Genomic DNA, 18,566 nt, shown 5'->3' on the forward strand with positions numbered 1-18,566 from the left:
GGGGGCACGCAGTGCCTTTGAGTTTTTCGCGAGCAAGCTCGCTCCTACAGGGGCGGCGTCCAGCAACACATAAATATCACCCGCAAAAAAAATAATTAGTGGGAGTACTTCTACATGCAAGCGACCAAGCCGACCCATGTCCGCTATTTGATCCTGCTCATGCTGTTCCTGGTGACCACGATCAACTATGCCGACCGGGCCACCATCGCAATTGCGGGTTCCAGCCTGCAAAAAGACCTCGGCATCGACGCGGTCACCCTCGGTTACATCTTCTCTGCATTCGGTTGGGCCTACGTGGCCGGGCAAATCCCCGGCGGCTGGCTGCTCGATCGGTTCGGCTCGAAAAAAGTCTATGCCCTGAGCATCTTCACCTGGTCACTGTTCACCATATTGCAAGGTTATGTCGGTGAGTTCGGTGTCTCCACGGCGGTCGTGGCGCTGTTCATGCTGCGCTTTATGGTGGGCCTGGCCGAAGCGCCATCCTTCCCGGGTAACGCGCGCATCGTGGCCGCCTGGTTCCCCACTGCCGAACGCGGCACGGCCTCGGCGATCTTCAACTCGGCGCAGTACTTCGCCACGGTGCTGTTCGCGCCGCTGATGGGCTGGATCGTCTACAGCTTCGGCTGGCAGCACGTGTTTATCGTGATGGGCGTGATCGGCGTCCTGTTCTCGCTGGTCTGGCTGAAAGTTATCCACAGCCCGCGCCAGCATCCGCTGATCAACGAAGCCGAGTTCAATCACATCGCGGCCAACGGTGCGATGGTCGATATGGACCAGGACAAGGGCAAGGGTAAGAAAACCGACGGTCCAAAGTGGGATTACATCCGCCAGTTGCTGACCAACCGCATGATGCTCGGCGTGTACCTGGGCCAGTACTGCATCAACGGCATCACCTACTTCTTCCTGACCTGGTTCCCGGTGTACCTGGTGCAGGACCGCGGCATGACCATTCTCAAGGCCGGGTTCATTGCCTCATTGCCGGCGATCTGCGGGTTTATCGGCGGTGTGTTGGGCGGGGTGATCTCCGACTACCTGCTGCGCAAAGGCCATTCCCTGACCTTCGCCCGCAAGGCGCCGATCATTGGCGGCCTGCTGATCTCCAGCAGCATCGTGGCCTGCAACTACGTGGATATCGAGTGGATGGTGGTGGGTTTCATGGCTTTGGCCTTCTTCGGCAAGGGCGTTGGCGCACTGGGTTGGGCGGTGGTGTCCGACACCTCGCCGAAACAGATCGCCGGGCTCAGTGGCGGCCTGTTCAACACCTTCGGTAACCTGGCGTCGATCACCACGCCGATTGTCATCGGTTACATCATCAGCACCACCGGTTCGTTCAAATGGGCCCTGGTGTTTGTCGGCGCGAACGCGCTGGTGGCCGTGTTCAGTTACCTGGTGATTGTCGGCCCGATCAAACGCGTGGTGCTCAAAGAGCCGCCAAGCCAAGGGCCTGAGTTGACCAACCTTACCCAAGCGCATTCCTGAAGGGGCCGTGTGATGCAGTTGATTGAACATGCCGACTCGCCGCGCTCGATTCGTTTGCACGAGCGCGACAACGTGGTGATCGTGGTCAATGACCAGGGTGTACCGGCCGGGACCGAGTTCCCGGACGGCCTGGTGACCGTGGATTTCATTCCGCAAAGCCACAAAGTGACCCTCGAAGATATCCCCGAAGGCGGTCGGATCATTCGCTACGGCCAAACCATCGGTTACGCCCTGGCGCCGATTCCACGCGGCAGTTGGGTGCAGGAAGATCAACTGCGCATGCCCACCGCGCCGCCGCTGGACAGCTTGCCGCTGTCCACCGAGGTGCCAGAGGCCCAGGCGCCGCTGGAAGGCTTTACCTTTGAGGGCTATCGCAATGCCGACGGCACCGTGGGCACGCGCAATATCCTCGGCATCACCACCACCGTGCAGTGCGTCACCGGCGTGTTGGACCATGCGGTCAAGCGCATCAAGGACGAGTTGCTGCCCAAGTACCCGCATGTCGATGACGTGGTGGCGTTGACCCACAGCTACGGCTGCGGGGTGGCGATCACCGCGACGGATGCGTATATCCCGATCCGCACCGTGCGCAACCTGGCGCGCAACCCGAACCTGGGGGGCGAAGCCCTGGTGATCAGCCTTGGCTGCGAGAAATTGCAGGCCGGGCAGGTGATGCACGACAACGACAGCTCCGTCGACCTGAGCGAGCCGTGGCTGTATCGCCTGCAGGATTCCAGCCACGGGTTTAACGAGATGATCGAGCAGATCATGGCCCTGGCCGAGGTGCGCCTGAAGAAGCTCGACCAGCGCCGCCGGGAAACCGTGCCGGCGTCCGAGCTGATCCTGGGCATGCAGTGCGGCGGCAGTGATGCGTTTTCCGGCATCACCGCCAACCCGGCGCTGGGGTTCGCTTCGGACTTGTTGCTGCGAGCGGGGGCGACGGTGATGTTTTCCGAAGTCACTGAGGTGCGTGATGCCATCTACCTGCTGACTTCTCGTGCGCAAACCAAGGAAATCGCCGAGGAACTGGTACGGGAAATGGACTGGTACGACCGTTATCTGGCCAAGGGCGAGGCGGATCGCAGCGCCAATACCACGCCGGGGAACAAGAAGGGCGGGTTGTCGAACATTGTCGAGAAGTCCCTGGGCTCCATCGTCAAGTCCGGCAGCAGCGCGATCAACGGCGTGCTCGGCCCGGGTGAACGCTTCAAGGGCAAAGGCTTGATCTTTTGCGCCACGCCGGCCAGCGACTTCGTGTGCGGCACCTTGCAACTGGCGGCGGGGATGAACCTGCATGTGTTCACCACCGGGCGCGGCACGCCTTACGGGCTGGCGATGGCGCCGGTGGTGAAGGTCTCGACCCGCACGGAGCTGGCGCAGCGCTGGCCGGACCTGATCGATATCGACGCCGGGCGCATCGCCACCGGGCGTGCGACCATTGAGGAGTTGGGGTGGGAGTTGTTCCACTTCTACCTGGATGTAGCCAGCGGCAGGAAGCAGACGTGGGCGGAGCAGCACAAGCTGCATAACGACATTACGTTGTTCAACCCGGCGCCGATTACTTGAGACCGAGTCGCCGTTATCGGGGGCAAGCCCCCTCCCACATAGGGTCTGCGGTGTTCATCCGTTGTGTGTCTGACGCCGTTATCGGGGGCAAGTCGAGTCGTCGCACCGCCCCTCCCACACTGAGTCTGCGTCAGACACACAACGGCGACCCTATGTGGGAGGGGGCTTGCCCCCGATAGCGGTCTATCAGGCGCCATTGGGCCGTATGGCTTATCATTAGCCCCCTAACGACGCCCACCAAGGTTCTCCCCGGCATGCTGGTTATCTTCCTCACCACCCTCACCATCACCGCGCCGGTGTTTGCCATGTTGTTCCTCGGTGTGCTGCTCAAGCGCATCAACTGGATCAACGACAGCTTTATCCACACGGCATCGTCCCTGGTGTTCAACGTCACCATGCCGGCGCTGCTGTTTCTCGGCATCCTGCATGCCGACCTGCATTCGGCGCTCAAGCCGGGTTTGCTGATCTACTTCGCCGTCGCCACGCTGTTGAGCTTTGCCCTGGCCTGGGGCTGGGCGATTTTGCGCTGCAAGCGTGAAGACCGGGGCATCTACGCCCAGGGTGCGTTTCGCGGCAACAACGGGGTGATCGGCCTGGCGCTGGCGGCCAGTATGTACGGTGATTACGGCATCTCCCTCGGCGCGATCCTCGCGGCGCTGGTGATCCTGTTCTACAACACGCTGTCGACCATTGTGCTGGCGGTGTACAGCCCGGTGATCAAGTCCGACCCGTGGAGCATCTGCAAAAGTGTGCTGGCCAACCCGCTGATCATCAGCGTGATCGTGGCCGCGCCGTTCGCCTATTTCCAGATCGGCTTGCCGGGCTGGCTGGAAAAATCCGCGCAGTACCTGGCCGACATGACGTTGCCGTTGGCGCTGATCTGCATCGGCGGCACCTTGTCGCTGGCGGCGTTGCGCAAGAGCGGCAACATGGCGCTGAGCGCGAGCTTGATGAAGATGGTCTGGCTGCCGGTGGTCGCCACCCTGGGGGCGTGGTTGCTCGGGTTTCGCGGGCCGGAACTGGGGATTCTGTTCCTGTACTTCGGCGCACCGACGGCGGCCGCGAGCTTTGTGATGGCCAGGGCGGCGCAGGGGAATCATGAGCTGGCGGCGGCGATTATCGTGATCACCACCTTGATGGCGGCGGTGACCACGAATATCGGGATTTTTGTGTTGCAGGCGGGCGGGTGGATCTGAGCTGTGCCGGCGATAGCTACCTGACCATCACTGCTTGTCCGCCTGATACGCCTCAATCACTTCCTGCGCCGCGCGAAACGCCTCGATCGCCGCCGGCACACCGGCATACACCGCGCAATGCAGCAGCGCTTCGCGGATTTCTTCGACGGTGCAGCCATTGTTCAGCGCGCCGCGCACATGGCCTTTGAGTTCCTGCGGGCACTTGAGCGCGGTGAGGGCGGCGAGGGTGATCAGGCTGCGCGTCTTCAGCGGCAAGCCTTCGCGGTTCCACACGCTGCCCCAGGCATGTTCGTTGACGAAGTCCTGCAGCGGCTGAGTGAATTCGGTGGCGTTGCCCAGGGCGCGATCGACGAACGCATCGCCCATCACCTGACGACGCATTTCAACTCCGGGCTTTTTCTGATCGGTCATTGCGATTCCCTCTTGTGTTGGCGGCGCCAGGCTCGCAGCGTGCTGAACAACAGGAAAGCCACCAGCACTGGCAGGACGTAATACAGCATCAGTTGTTCAAGTTTGTTGGCCAGGCGCATGCCGGTGGTGAATGCCATCACATGCAGCCCATACGCCAGGTACAAACCCAGCAGCACCAGGCCTTCGGCACGGGTCACGCGGTAGCCGGTATAAAACACCGGCAGGCACACCACCACCACGCCGAGCATCACCGGCAGGTCGAAATCCAGGGCATTGGGCGACACCGACAGCGGCGAGGGCGCGAGCAGGGCGGTCAGCCCCAGTACGCCCAGCAGGTTGAACAGGTTGCTGCCGATCACGTTACCCACGGCGATATCCCGCTGACCGCGCAGGGCCGCGATCAGCGAGGTGGCCAGGCACGGCAGTGAAGTGCCGACGCCGATCAGCGTCAAGCCGATGATGCGTTCCGACAGGCCCAGGTCGCTCGCCACATCCACCGCCGCACCCAGCAACAAATGCCCGGCCAGCACCAGCACCAGCAAGCCGCCGAACATCAGCAATACGCTGCTCAACCAGGGCGCCTTGGCCACCGTGTCCAGCGTGCGCGGGCGCCGTGAATGGCGGGTCTGGTAGTGCAGCACGCCGAGGTAGGCCAGCAGGGCCGCGAGCAGCAGCGAACCGTCGAGCGGCGTCAGTTCTTCATTGGCCGCCAGGGTAAACACCAGCAGGCCGGCGAGGATCATCACCGGGATATCCAGGCGCACCAGTTGCCGCGAGACCCGCAGCGGAATGATCAGCGCCGACAGGCCCAGGGTGACGAGGATGTTGAAAATGCTGCTGCCGATCACGCTGCCCACGGCAATGTCGGTATTGCCGGCGAGGGTGGCTTGCAGGCTGACGGTCATCTGCGGCGCACTGCTGCCGAAGGCGACGATCGTCAGGCCGATGATCAGCGGGCGGACCTTGAGGCTGGCAGCCAGGCGCACCGCGGCGCGCACCAGGATTTCGGCGCCGACGATCAGCAGCACCAGGCCGCTGATCAATTCGATCAGGCTCCAGGGCGAGAGGGCGGTTAATCCGAAAATGGCCAGGGCTCCGTCGTCAATTGCTCAGGGCTTGCACACGAACCCGTGCGGTGCCGCTGCTCAGCATGCCCAGTTGCGCGGCGGCCTGGCGCGACAGATCGATCAGCCGCCCACGGGTGTGCGGGCCGCGATCGTTGATGCGTACCACCACGGATTTGTCGGTATTGAGATTGGTCACCTTGACCTGCGTGCCGAAAGGCAGGCGCCGATGGGCGGCGGTCAGGGCGTTCTGGTTGAAAGGTTCACCGCTGGCGGTTTTTTTGCCATGGTGCTTGGCGCCGTAGTAAGACGCGGTGCCGGTTTCGTCGTAGCCGTTGGGGTCGATGAGGCTGCTGGCGCAACCGGCCAGCAAAGAGAACACGGCTAAAAGGCCAAGTAAGCGCTTCATTCAAGGTATCCCCTTATCAAATGTGGGAGGGGGCTTGCTCCCGATAGTGGAGTGTCAGTCATTGATGTCTTGACTGAATCACCGCTATCGGGAGCAAGCCCCTCCCACAGGAGGTCCGAGTCGAGCATGAAATCTCACTCGGCCCTTTCATCGCGATCAGCCTTCGAGCTTGCTTTTCAGCAGTTCGTTCACCTGTTGCGGGTTGGCCTTGCCCTTGGAGGCTTTCATGGCCTGGCCGACAAAGAAGCCGAACATCTTGCCGCGCTTGGCTTCGTCTGCCGCGCGGTACTGTTCGACCTGCTCCGCGTTGGCCGCGAGCATTTCATCGAGCACCGCCGAGATGGCGCCGCTGTCGGTGACTTGCTTGAGGCCGCGCTTCTCGATGATCTCGTCGCTGCTGCCCTCACCGCTGGCCATGGCTTCGAACACGGTCTTGGCGATTTTGCCGGAGATGGTGTTGTCTTTGATGCGCAGCAGCATGCCGCCCAACTGCTCGGCCGAGACCGGTGCTTCGTCGATTTCCAGGCCCTGTTTGTTCAGCAGGCTGCCCAATTCCACCATCACCCAGTTGGCCGCCAGCTTGGCGTCCCCGGCGATGCTCACGACTTTTTCAAAGTAGTCGGCTTGCTCACGGCTCGACGCCAGGACGCTGGCGTCGTAGACCGACAGGCCGAACTGCGCCTGGAAGCGCTCGCGTTTCTGCGGCGGCAATTCCGGCAGGGTGGCGCGCACGTCATTGAGGAACGAGTCCTCGATGACCACCGGCAACAGGTCCGGATCGGGGAAGTAACGGTAGTCGTTGGCTTCCTCTTTGCTGCGCATGGCGCGGGTTTCGTCTTTGTTCGGGTCGTACAGGCGAGTTTGCTGGATCACCTTGCCGCCGTCTTCGATCAGTTCGATCTGGCGACGCACTTCGGTGTTGATCGCCTTCTCGATGAAACGGAACGAGTTGACGTTCTTGATCTCGCAGCGGGTGCCGTACTCGACCTGGCCCTTTGGCCGGACCGACACGTTGCAGTCGCAGCGCAGCGAGCCTTCGGCCATGTTGCCGTCGCAGATGCCCAGGTAGCGCACCAGCGCGTGGATCGTCTTGACGTAGGCCACGGCTTCCTTGGCGCTGCGCATGTCTGGCTCGGACACGATCTCCAGCAACGGCGTGCCGGCGCGGTTCAGGTCGATGCCGGTGGCACCGTTGAACTCTTCATGCAGGCTCTTGCCGGCGTCTTCTTCCAGGTGCGCGCGGGTTACGCCGACACGCTTGATGGTGCCGTCTTCCAGCGGGATATCCAGGTAGCCTTTGCCGACAATCGGCAACTCCATCTGGCTGATCTGATAGCCCTTGGGCAGGTCCGGGTAGAAGTAGTTCTTGCGCGCGAACACGCTGTGCTGGCCGATCTCGGCGTCAATCGCCAGGCCGAACATCACCGCCATGCGTACCGCTTCCTGGTTCAGCACCGGCAACACACCGGGCATGCCCAGGTCTACCAGGCTCGCCTGGGTGTTGGGTTCTGCGCCGAACGTGGTGGCGCTACCGGAGAAAATCTTCGATTGGGTGGCGAGCTGGGTATGAATCTCCAGCCCGATCACGACTTCCCATTGCATAGTGTTCTCCTCAGAAGCCGGTAGGGGTGCGAGTGTGCCAGTCGGTGTTCAACTGGTACTGGTGCGCCACATTGAGCAGGCGGCCTTCCTGGAAGTACGGGGCAAGCAATTGCACGCCGACCGGCAGGCCATCGACGAAACCGGCGGGCATGGACAAGCCCGGCAAGCCCGCGAGGTTGGCGGTGATGGTGTACAGGTCTTCCAGGTACTCGGCGATCGGGTCGCCGGTCTTGGCGCCGATCTTCCAGGCCGGGTTCGGCGTGGTTGGGCCGAGGATCACGTCGACTTCTTCGAACGCCGCCATGAAGTCGTTCTTGATCAGGCGACGGATTTTTTGCGCCTTGAGGTAGTACGCGTCGTAGTAACCGGCCGACAGGGCGTAGGCACCGACCATGATCCGGCGCTGCACTTCGGCACCGAAGCCTTCGCCACGGGAACGTTTGTACAGGTCGTTGAGGTCTTTCGGGTTTTCGCAGCGGTAACCGAAACGCACGCCGTCGAACCGCGACAGGTTGGAAGACGCTTCGGCCGGCGCGATCACGTAGTACGCCGGAATCGCGTGCTGGTTGTTCGGCAGGCTGATTGGCTTGATCACGGCGCCGAGCTTTTCCAGCTCCTTGACGCAGTTGTGGACCAGTTCGGCGATACGCGGGTCGAGGCCGGCGCTGAAATATTCGTTCGGTACGCCGATGCGCAGGCCTTTGAGCGAGGTATTGAGGCTGGCGCTGTAGTCTGGCACCGGCTCGTCGACGCTGGTGGAGTCCTGTGCGTCGAAGCCCGCCATACCTTGTAACAATATTGCGCAGTCTTCGGCGGTGCGTGCCAGGGTACCGCCCTGATCAAGGCTGGAGGCGTAGGCAATCATGCCCCAGCGGGACACGCGACCGTAGGTCGGCTTCAGCCCGGTGAGGTTGGTGAACGCGGCGGGCTGGCGGATCGAGCCGCCGGTGTCGGTGGCCGTGGCCGCCGGCAGGAAGCGCGCGGCAACCGCCGCCGCCGAACCACCGGACGAGCCGCCTGGCACGCAGTCCAGGTTCCACGGGTTTTTCACCGCGCCGTAGTAGCTCGACTCGTTGGCCGAGCCCATGGCGAATTCGTCCATGTTGGTCTTGCCCAGGGTCACGGCCCCGGCGGCGGCCAGCTTGGACACCACGGTGGCGTCGTAGGGCGCCTTGAAGTTGTCGAGCATCTTCGAGCCGCAGCTGGTGCGAATGCCCTGGGTGCAGAACAAGTCCTTGTGGGCGATCGGTGCGCCCAGCAGCGCGCCGTTCTCACCGTTGGCGCGACGTGCGTCGGCGGCCTTGGCCTGGCTCAAGGCCAGCTCCTCGGTGATGCTGATGAAGCTGTTGACCTTGGGGTCGAGCTCGGCGATACGCGCCAGCAAGGTCTTGGTCAGCTCTTCGGAAGAAAACTTTTTGTCGGCGAGACCGCGGGCGATCTCGGACAGAGTCATGTGATGCATGAAAGGCTCTTTCCCTTTAGTCGATGACTTTCGGAACCAGATACAGGCCGTTTTCGACCGCTGGCGCGATGGACTGGTAGGCCTCGCGATGATTGACTTCGGTCACGACGTCTGCACGCAGGCGCTGGGTGGCTTCCAGCGGGTGAGCCAGGGGCTCGATGCCGTCGGTATTCACGGCCTGCATTTGGTCAACCAGCCCGAGAATGCTGTTCAGGGCTGCGGTGGTCTGTGGAAGATCGGCATCATTCAGGCCAAGCGAGGCCAGATGTGCGATTTTTTCCACGTCGGAGCGTTCAAGCGCCATGGGATTCTCCAGTGGAAAACAGAACGGAGGGCGTCCGTGTGTTAGATTGTCGGAACACTACCGCATTTCTACGGTCATATGGCCGCGATTGTGGGGGTTGGTGCGTAGAAAGTCGGCCAATTTAGCACATTGGCGCCTTGCCCAAAATCCCTGTCGTTGTTAGAGTTTGCCGCACTTTTTTACCCACGCGTTGCCTAGGGTCCTTTCCCCATGTTCAAGAAACTGCGTGGCATGTTTTCCAGCGATCTTTCCATTGACCTGGGCACTGCCAACACCCTTATTTACGTGCGCGAGCGCGGTATCGTCCTGAATGAGCCATCGGTTGTGGCTATTCGGACCCATGGTAATCAGAAAAGTGTCGTTGCCGTCGGCACCGAGGCCAAGCGCATGCTCGGCCGAACACCAGGCAATATCGCGGCCATTCGTCCGATGAAAGACGGCGTGATCGCCGACTTCAGTGTCTGCGAGAAGATGTTGCAGTACTTCATCAACAAGGTTCACGAAAACAGTTTTCTGCAGCCCAGCCCTCGTGTGCTGATCTGCGTACCGTGCAAGTCCACCCAGGTGGAGCGTCGTGCCATCCGTGAATCGGCCCTTGGTGCCGGTGCCCGTGAAGTGTTCCTGATCGAAGAGCCGATGGCTGCTGCGATCGGTGCCGGCCTGCCGGTTGAAGAAGCGCGCGGTTCGATGGTGGTGGATATCGGTGGTGGTACCACTGAAATCGCCCTGATTTCCCTGAACGGTGTGGTGTATGCCGAATCCGTCCGTGTGGGCGGCGACCGCTTCGACGAAGCGATCATCACTTATGTGCGTCGCAACTACGGCAGCCTGATCGGCGAATCCACTGCCGAGCGTATCAAGCAGGAAATCGGCACCGCTTATCCGGGTGGCGAAGTGCGCGAAGTCGATGTGCGCGGTCGCAACCTGGCCGAAGGCGTGCCACGTGCCTTCACCCTGAACTCCAATGAAGTGCTCGAGGCTCTGCAAGAGTCCCTGGCCACCATCGTTCAGGCGGTGAAGAGCGCGCTGGAGCAATCGCCGCCGGAGCTGGCTTCCGATATCGCCGAGCGTGGCCTGGTACTGACCGGTGGTGGCGCCTTGCTGCGCGACCTCGATAAGTTGCTGGCCCAGGAAACCGGCCTGCCGGTGATCGTCGCCGAAGACCCGCTGACCTGCGTCGCCCGTGGCGGTGGCCGTGCACTGGAAATGATGGATAAACACACCATGGACCTGCTCTCCAGCGAATAAGTGATTGCTGGTAAGCCCATGTTTCGCCCGCAGGCAGCACTTTGCAGTGCTGCCTGTTGGCGTTTATCTTCTTCAATCTGCATCCAGGCCGGTTAGATGCCGTATGAATAGAGAGAACATTTGCCTGGGAGGAGCGGCCTATTAAACCGCTTTTCGCCAAAGGCCCCTCATTGGGCGTGCGCTTATTGGTGCTGGTCGTGCTTTCGGTCGCGCTGATGGTGGTCGATGCTCGCTTTGCACTGCTCAAGCCTGTGCGTAGCCAGATGTCGCTGGTGTTGATGCAGACTTACTGGATCACCGACCTGCCGCAACGTCTCTACCAGGGCGTGGCCAGCCAATTCGGCAGCCGCACCGAGCTGGTCGCCGAGAACGAAAAACTCAAGACTGAAAACCTGCTGCTGCAGGGGCGCATGCAAAAGCTGGCGGCCCTCACCGAGCAGAACGTTCGGCTGCGCGAGTTGCTCAACTCCTCCGCTCTGGTCAACGAGAAGGTCGAAGTCGCCGAGTTGATCGGCATGGACCCCAACCCCTTTACCCATCGCATCATCATCAACAAGGGTGAGCGCGACGGAGTGGTCCTCGGCCAGCCGGTACTCGATGCCCGTGGCCTGATGGGGCAGGTGGTCGAGTTGATGCCCTACACATCGCGGGTATTGCTGCTGACAGACACCACCCACAGCATTCCGGTGCAGGTCAACCGCAACGGCCTGCGCGCGATTGCCAGCGGTACGGGTAACCCGGAGCGGCTGGAACTGCGTCATGTGGCCGACACCGCGGATATCAAGGAAGGCGACCTGCTGGTCAGTTCCGGCCTGGGTCAGCGCTTCCCGGCGGGTTATCCGGTGGCGACGGTCAAGGAAGTGATCCACGACTCCGGCCAGCCTTTCGCGATTGTCCGCGCCGTGCCGACGGCCGCGCTGAACCGCAGCCGCTACCTGTTGCTGGTCTTCAGCGACAACCGCACCCCGGAAGAGCGCGCCAACGACGCCGCTCAGGCCCAGGAAGCGGAAGACAAACGCAACGGCACCGCGCCGATCATCCCGGCGACCGTACCCAAACCCGCGTCAGCCACACCGCCTGCAACAGCGCCGGCGGTGACTGCGCCCGTGGCCACGCCAGCCAAGCCGGCCGCTCACAGCGCTCGCCCGGTGAAACCGGCGGCGACCAAACCGCCGGCCGCCGCGCCTGCGCCCGCGACGCCCGCCGCCCGGGCAACCACGCGGCAGAGGGAGGAATAATGGCCGGTACTCATTCGCACAATGGCTGGATCGTCTGGCTGACCTTTGCTCTCGGCTTGCTGCTCAGTGTTTCGCCGCTGCCGCAGTTCATGGAAATCCTGCGTCCGCTCTGGCTGGCCCTGCTGCTGGCATTCTGGTCGCTGAACCTGCCGCACCAAGTGGGCATGGTCACGGCAATGTTTCTGGGCTTGGCGGAAGATGTGCTCTATGGCACCTTGCTGGGGCAGAACGCGTTGATCCTGACCTTGATCACCTTCCTGGTGCTCTCATTGCAGCAGCGCCTGCGCATGTTCCCGATGTGGCAACAGTGCCTGGTGATCCTGGTGATCTTCGGCCTGGCGCAGTTGGTGCAGCTGTGGCTCAGTGCCTTGACCGGCAACCGACAGCCGACCTTGGCACTGGTGTTGCCGGCCCTGGTCAGCGCGTTGCTGTGGCCGTGGGTCAGTTTCGGTCTGCGCGGGTTATGTCGTCGCTATAAAATCAATTGAATGGATTGCGAGGCTCTGCCTGGTTATCGAACCCCACAGGGAGAGTCTGCAATGAATTCGCTTTATCTGGCCTCGGGCTCCCCAAGGCGGCGTGAACTGCTGACCCAGATCGGTGTGCCGTTCACCGTGGTCAGCGCCGCGATTGATGAAACGCCTCTTACCAACGAATCTCCTGTTTCCTACGTCGAGCGTCTGGCGTGCGCCAAGGCCGCGGCGGGTTTCGCTGCCCTCGGGGAAATCTCCGGGGCCTGTGTGCTGGGCGCCGACACGGCGGTGATCGTCGACGGCCAGATCCTTGGCAAACCGCTGGATCAGGCCGACGGCCTGGCCATGTTGCTGGCGCTGGCAGGGCGTGAACATGAAGTGCTGACGGCAGTTGCTCTCACGGACGGTCAGCGCTGTGACACCCGATGTGTAAGCAGTCGCGTACTTTTTCGTGGGATTTCTGTCGAGGAGGCTACAAGCTATTGGCACAGTGGCGAACCTCAGGACAAGGCCGGGGGTTATGCTATCCAGGGGTTGGGCTCGGTGTTCGTGGCCGGGCTCAATGGCAGTTATTCCGCCGTGGTCGGCTTGCCAGTGTGCGAAACCGCGCAGTTGCTTGGCCAATTCGGCATACCCTGTTGGCAAAACCTTACCGCGCGCTGAACGCCGTACACCAGCGCCCAGCCTTAAGCGATCGGCCACTATTGTGAAAACGCCTGAACGAGACCCAGCCATGAGTGAAGAGATTCTGATCAATATCACGCCGATGGAATCGCGCGTGGCGGTGGTAGAGAACGGTGTTCTGCAGGAAGTTCACGTCGAGCGCACCCAGAAGCGCGGGATCGTCGGCAACATCTATAAAGGCAAGGTCGTGCGCGTATTGCCCGGCATGCAGGCCGCCTTCGTCGATATCGGCCTGGACCGCGCCGCGTTTATCCATGCCTCGGAAATTTCCCTGCGTGAAGGCCCGGCGGTGGAAAGCATCAGCGCCCTGGTGCATGAAGGGCAGAGCCTGGTGGTGCAAGTCACCAAGGACCCCATTGGCTCCAAAGGTGCGCGGCTGACCACGCAACTGTCGATTCCTTCGCGCTACCTGGTGTACATGCCGCGCACTGCCCATGTCGGCATTTCCCTGAAGATTGAAGACGAAGCCGAGCGCGAGCGTCTGAAAAAAGTGGTCAGCGACTGCGTTGCCGCCGAGGGCATCAAGGAAGCGGGTGGGTTTATCCTGCGCACCGCCGCCGAAGGCGCCGGTGCCGATGAAATCCTCATGGATATCCGCTATCTGCGGCGCCTGTGGGACCAGATCGGCGCACAGATCAAGACCGTCGGCGCCCCCAGCGTGATCTATGAAGACCTGGGCCTGGCCCTGCGCACCTTGCGTGACCTGGTCAGCCCCAAGATCGAGAAAATTCGCATCGACTCGCGGGAAACCTTCCAGCGCACCACGCAATTTGTTGCTGAACTGATGCCGGAAATTGCTGACCGCCTGGAGCATTACCCTGGCGAGCGGCCGATCTTTGACCTGTATGGCGTCGAAGACGAAATCCAGAAAGCCCTCGAACGCAAAGTGCCGCTCAAGTCCGGTGGCTACCTGGTGGTGGACCCGGCCGAAGCCATGACCACCATCGACGTCAACACTGGTGCGTTCGTGGGGCACCGCAACCTTGAAGAGACCATCTTCAAGACCAACCTCGAAGCGGCCACTGCGATTGCCCGCCAATTGCGCCTGCGCAACCTGGGCGGGATCATCATTATCGACTTCATCGACATGGAAGATGAAGAACACCAGCGTCAGGTGCTGCGCACCCTCGAGAAGCAGCTGGAACGTGATCACGCCAAGACCAACATTATCGGCATCACCGAGCTGGGCCTGGTGCAGATGACCCGCAAGCGCACCCGCGAAAGTCTCGAGCAAGTGCTGTGCGAGCCGTGCAGCAGTTGCCAGGGGCGCGGTAAATTGAAGACCCCTGAAACGGTTTGCTACGAGATTTTCCGGGAAATCCTACGAGAGGCACGAGCCTACCAGGCTGAAGGTTATAGAGTGCTTGCCAACCAGAAAGTGGTCGACCGCTTGCTGGATGAAGAGTCCGGTAACGTGGCTGAACTGGAAGTGTTTATCGGGCGCACCATTCGTTTTCAGGTCGAAACCATGTACTCCCAGGAACAATACGACGTGGTGCTGCTCTGATTTTCATTCATTGGCTTTCCCTGAACCCGACAGACCTGGATCTGCGGTCCGATTACTGCCTGAGGGTCGCTTGACATGGAGCGTCTGACACGCTTTTTTGCCGCTTTGACCCGCTGGGGCCTGGGCCTGTGCGCCCTGCTGCTGGTATTGGCGGCGCTGTACGTGAGCCTGGGGCGTGAATTGACCCCGCTGGTCGCCGAATACCGCGCAGAAATCGAAGCCAAGGCTCAGGCCGCGGTGGATATGCCGCTGCAGATCGGTCGCCTTGAAGGCCGCTGGAGCGGTTTCGCCCCTGTGTTGCTGGCCCATGACGTGATGGTGGGCGAGGGCAGCAATGCCTTGCGCCTGGACCAGGTGCAGGTGGTGCCGGACATCTGGGCCAGCCTGATGGCGCGTGACGTGCGTATTGCCCACCTGGAAGTCAGCGGCCTGCAACTGAGCGCCAGGGAAGACAAGGATGGCCACTGGGCGCTGCAAGGCCTGCCGGTGCAGGACGACCAGCCGCTGGACCCGGAACAGTTGCTCAAGCGCATGCAGAGTGTCCAGCGCGTGTCGTTGCTGGATAGCCAGGTCACGTTGCAGCCGTTCGACCAGGCGCCGCTGACCTTCACGTATGTGGGCCTGAGCTTGCAAACGGGCGCGACCCGCCAACGCCTGGACGCCCGCCTGACCCTGCCGGATGGCCAACCCCTGGCCCTGAGCCTGCGCACGCAGATCCGCGCCAGTGCCTGGAAAGACGCTGAGGTCCAGGCCTACCTGAGCCTGCCCCAGAGCGATTGGGCCAAATGGGTTCCGGCCCGGTTGACCCAGCAGTGGAAACTCACGCAGTTCAAGGCTGGCGGTGAATTCTGGCTGACCTGGGCCAAAGGCACCGTGCAAAGCGCGGTGGTGCGCCTCAACTCGCCGCAAGTGAAGGGCAGCTACGCCGACCGCAAGCCGGTCCACATTGAAAACCTCGCCCTGACCGCCTACCTGCAACGCAGTGAGAGCGGCCTCAAGGTGCTGTTCGATTCGTTGGCGATGAACATCGGCGATAGCCGTTGGGAATCGCGTCTGCAATTGCAGCAACGCCTGGCCACCGATAAGGCGCAGGAAGTCTGGAACCTGCAGGCCGACCGCCTCGACCTGACCCCGATCACCCCGTTGCTCAATGCCTTGGCGCCGTTGCCGGAAGGCTTCGCCAAGACGATCGAACACCTCAAGGCCACCGGTCTGCTGCGCAATGTGCTGGTGGATTTTCGTCCGCAGGACACGACCGATCAGAAAGTCAGCTTTGCCGCCAACCTCGAGCGGGTGGGCTTCGACGCCTACTTCGGCGCTCCTGCCGCACGCAACGTTTCCGGTAGCATCAGCGGCGACCTGGGGCAGGGCGAGCTGCGCATGGACAGCAAGGACTTTTCCCTGCACCTCGACCCGATCTTCGCCAAGCCCTGGCAGTACATCCAGGCCAATGCGCGCCTGACCTGGAAGCTCGATCAGCAAGGTTTCACCCTGATCGCGCCGTATATCAAGGTGCTGGGCGAGGAAGGCAAGGTCGCCGCCGACTTCCTGATTCGCCTGCATTTCGACAATAGCCAGGAAGACTACATGGACCTGCGGGTCGGCATGGTCGATGGCGATGGACGTTTCACGCCTAAATACCTGCCGGCGGTGCTGAGCCCGGCGCTGGATGAATGGTTGCGTACCGCGATTCTCAAAGGCGCGGTCGATGAAGGCTTCTTCCAGTACCAAGGCTCGCTGAATCACGGTGCGTTGCCGGCTTCGCGCAATATCAGCCTGTTTTTCAAGGTGCATGACGCTGAGTTGGCGTTCCAGCCGGGCTGGCCCCATGTGAGCAAGGTCAACGGCGAAGTGTTTGTCGAGGAGAGCGGTGTCCGCATCCTGGCCAGCAAGGGCCAACTGCTCGATACCGGCGTCAAGGACATCTACGTCAATATCCCCCACGCGCCCGCGGGCAAGGACAGCCACTTGCTGCTCACCGGTGAGTTTGCCGGTGGCCTGGGTGATGGCGTGAAAATCCTCCAGGAAGCACCGATAGGCACCGCTTCGACCTTTGCCGGTTGGAAAGGCGAGGGCGATCTACAGGGCAAGCTGGACCTGGATATCCCGCTGGCCAAGGGCACCGAACCGAAGATCGTGGTGGATTTCCAGACCGACAAGGCGCGCCTGCAATTGGCTGAGCCGCCTCTGGACCTGAGCCAGCTCAAGGGGGATTTCCGCTTCGACAGCGCCAAGGGCCTGAGTGGGCAGAACATCACGGCGCAAGCCTTCGATCGGCCGATCACCGCGCAGATCTTCGCGGATGGCAAGCCGGGCAGTATCAGCACCCGCGTTACCGCCAAAGGCCAGGTCACGGTCAAGCGTCTGACGGACTGGTTGAAAATCAGCCAACCGCTGCCGGTGTCCGGTGATATTCCGTACCAGTTGCAGCTCAATCTGGACGGTGCCGACAGCCAGTTGAGGGTCAGCTCCAACCTCAAAGGCGTGGCCGTGGACCTGCCGGCACCGTTCGGCATGGCGGCCAGCCAGGGCCGTGACAGCGTGTTCCGCATGACCTTGCAGGGCGCCGAGCGCCGCTACTGGTTCGATTACGGCGACCTGGCGAACTTCACCTTTGCTGCGCCGCCGGATAAATTCAGCGACGGCCGCGGCGAGTTGTTTCTCGGCGATGGCGATGCGCTACTGCCCGGTGGCAAGGGCCTGCGCATTCGCGGTGTGCTGTCGGAACTGGACATCGACCCGTGGAAGAAACTCATCGATCGCTACGCGGGTAACGACCCGGGAGGCAGCGCGAAACAGCTGTTGAGCGGCGCCGACTTCAAGGTGGGCAAGTTGACTGGCTTTGGGCAGCAGTTCGACCAGGTCAACCTCCAGCTTGACCGCAAACCCTCGGCTTGGGGCCTGCAGTTCGACAGCCAGCAGGCCAAGGGCACGGTCAACCTGTCGGACGCCAAGGGCGCACCCATCGCGGTCAACCTGCAGTACGTGAAGCTGCCGGCGGTGGACCCGACGGTACAGGCGGATGAAAATGCGCCGGACCCATTGGCCGACATCGATCCCAAGGATATTCCAGCGCTGGACATCAGCATTGATCAACTGTTCCAGGGGCCGGACCTGATCGGCGCGTGGTCGCTGAAGATCCGGCCAACCGCCAAAGGCCTGGCCTTCAACAACCTGGACCTGGGCCTCAAGGGCATGCTGCTCAAGGGCTCTGGTGGTTGGGAAGGCGCGCCGGGCGACAGCAGCAGTTGGTACAAAGGGCGTCTGGATGGCAAGAACATCGCCGATGTCCTCAAGGGCTGGGGCTTTGCGCCTACCGTGACCAGTGAAGATTTCCACCTGGACGTGGACGGTCGTTGGCCGGGCTCCCCCGCCTGGGTCGGGCCCAAGCGTTTTTCCGGCAGCCTGGATGCAACATTCCGCAAAGGCCAGTTCGTTGAAGTGGAAGGTGGCGCCCAGGCGCTGCGGGTGTTCGGCCTGCTTAACTTCAATTCCATCGGCCGTCGGTTGCGCCTGGACTTCTCCGACCTGCTCGGCAAAGGCTTGAGTTATGACCGGGTCAAAGGCTTGCTCGCGGCCAGCAACGGGGTGTTTGTGACCCGCGAGCCGATCACCCTGACGGGGCCGTCGAGCAACCTGGAGCTTAATGGCACCCTGGACCTGGTGGCTGATCGCGTGGATGCCAAGCTGCTGGTGACATTGCCGGTGACCAACAACCTGCCGATCGCCGCGCTGATTGTCGGCGCGCCGGCCATTGGTGGCGCGCTGTTCCTGATCGACAAGCTGATCGGCGACCGGGTTTCGCGGTTTGCCAGCGTGCAGTACAAAGTCGAAGGGCCATGGAAAGACCCGAAAATCAGCTTCGACAAGCCATTTGAAAAACCAAACTGAGAGCCTGTGGAGTAGCATGGCTGCATGCCATT

15 protein-coding genes are annotated in these 18,566 nt (G+C 61.8%); 9 read left to right on the forward strand and 6 right to left on the reverse strand.

The features are described 5' to 3' along the window. Positions 1–114: 114 nt before the first annotated feature. The 3 genes from RGV59_RS10240 (at position 115) to RGV59_RS10250 (ending at position 4,241) form a co-directional block, all read left to right on the forward strand. Positions 115–1,479, forward strand: coding sequence for an MFS transporter (locus RGV59_RS10240; RefSeq protein WP_046384693.1), 1,365 nt, complete (start codon positions 115–117; stop codon positions 1,477–1,479). A gap of 12 nt (positions 1,480–1,491) precedes the next feature. Further along, entirely contained in the window at positions 1,492–3,045 is a 1,554-nt protein-coding gene (gene garD, locus RGV59_RS10245) for a galactarate dehydratase (protein ID WP_126585798.1), read from the forward strand. Positions 3,046–3,299: 254 nt separating this feature from the next. Further along, positions 3,300–4,241 (forward strand): AEC family transporter, encoded by a 942-nt coding sequence (locus RGV59_RS10250; protein WP_126585797.1) that lies wholly within the window; start codon positions 3,300–3,302, stop codon positions 4,239–4,241. A 27-nt stretch (positions 4,242–4,268) separates the two neighbouring features. Here the strand turns inward: RGV59_RS10250 and RGV59_RS10255 are convergent, their stop codons facing one another. From RGV59_RS10255 to gatC, 6 genes are all read right to left on the reverse strand, one after another. After that, a complete protein-coding gene (locus tag RGV59_RS10255; RefSeq protein ID WP_017845409.1) occupies positions 4,269–4,652 on the reverse strand; it encodes a carboxymuconolactone decarboxylase family protein in 384 nt (127 codons plus the stop codon). Beyond that, positions 4,649–5,695, reverse strand: a complete 1,047-nt coding sequence (locus RGV59_RS10260) for a calcium/sodium antiporter (protein ID WP_046484702.1) — start codon at positions 5,693–5,695, stop codon at positions 4,649–4,651. Before RGV59_RS10260 ends, RGV59_RS10255 begins: the two co-directional genes overlap by 4 nt. Positions 5,696–5,753: 58 nt before the next feature. Further along, positions 5,754–6,125 carry a septal ring lytic transglycosylase RlpA family protein gene (locus tag RGV59_RS10265; RefSeq protein ID WP_026139824.1) on the reverse strand — a complete coding sequence of 124 codons (372 nt, stop codon included), beginning with the start codon at positions 6,123–6,125 and terminating at the stop codon, positions 5,754–5,756. 156 nt (positions 6,126–6,281) lie between these two features. Beyond that, positions 6,282–7,727, reverse strand: a complete 1,446-nt coding sequence (gene gatB, locus RGV59_RS10270) for an Asp-tRNA(Asn)/Glu-tRNA(Gln) amidotransferase subunit GatB (RefSeq protein WP_017845406.1) — start codon at positions 7,725–7,727, stop codon at positions 6,282–6,284. Between the two features lie 10 nt (positions 7,728–7,737). Beyond that, entirely contained in the window at positions 7,738–9,189 is a 1,452-nt protein-coding gene (gatA, locus tag RGV59_RS10275) for an Asp-tRNA(Asn)/Glu-tRNA(Gln) amidotransferase subunit GatA (RefSeq protein ID WP_102617135.1), read from the reverse strand. A 16-nt stretch (positions 9,190–9,205) separates the two neighbouring features. Next, on the reverse strand, positions 9,206–9,493 hold the full coding sequence (gene gatC, locus RGV59_RS10280; RefSeq protein WP_017845404.1) for an Asp-tRNA(Asn)/Glu-tRNA(Gln) amidotransferase subunit GatC: 288 nt from the start codon (positions 9,491–9,493) through the stop codon (positions 9,206–9,208). Between the two features lie 210 nt (positions 9,494–9,703). Here gatC and mreB point away from each other — a divergent pair, with 210 nt between their 5' ends. From mreB to RGV59_RS10310, 6 genes are all read left to right on the forward strand, one after another. Next, positions 9,704–10,741, forward strand: a complete 1,038-nt coding sequence (mreB, locus tag RGV59_RS10285) for a rod shape-determining protein MreB (RefSeq protein ID WP_002555108.1) — start codon at positions 9,704–9,706, stop codon at positions 10,739–10,741. Positions 10,742–10,881: 140 nt separating this feature from the next. Further along, positions 10,882–11,979 carry a rod shape-determining protein MreC gene (gene mreC, locus RGV59_RS10290; RefSeq protein ID WP_082118786.1) on the forward strand — a complete coding sequence of 366 codons (1,098 nt, stop codon included), beginning with the start codon at positions 10,882–10,884 and terminating at the stop codon, positions 11,977–11,979. Then, the gene (gene mreD / locus RGV59_RS10295) at positions 11,979–12,467 is read left to right on the forward strand and encodes a rod shape-determining protein MreD (protein ID WP_026139904.1); all 489 of its coding nucleotides are present in this window, start codon (positions 11,979–11,981) and stop codon (positions 12,465–12,467) included. Before mreC ends, mreD begins: the two co-directional genes overlap by 1 nt. A gap of 51 nt (positions 12,468–12,518) precedes the next feature. Beyond that, complete coding sequence (locus RGV59_RS10300) at positions 12,519–13,115, forward strand: Maf family protein (RefSeq protein WP_126585796.1); 597 nt, start codon at positions 12,519–12,521, stop codon at positions 13,113–13,115. Positions 13,116–13,185: 70 nt separating this feature from the next. Beyond that, positions 13,186–14,643: a ribonuclease G gene (rng, locus tag RGV59_RS10305; RefSeq protein WP_126585795.1), complete on the forward strand. Its 1,458-nt coding sequence runs from the start codon at positions 13,186–13,188 to the stop codon at positions 14,641–14,643. 75 nt (positions 14,644–14,718) lie between these two features. Further along, a complete protein-coding gene (locus RGV59_RS10310) occupies positions 14,719–18,534 on the forward strand; it encodes a YhdP family protein (protein ID WP_126585794.1) in 3,816 nt (1,271 codons plus the stop codon). Positions 18,535–18,566 lie beyond the last annotated feature (32 nt).

This window comes from Pseudomonas sp. FG1, from assembly GCF_034313875.1.
GTDB lineage: Bacteria > Pseudomonadota > Gammaproteobacteria > Pseudomonadales > Pseudomonadaceae > Aquipseudomonas > Aquipseudomonas veronii.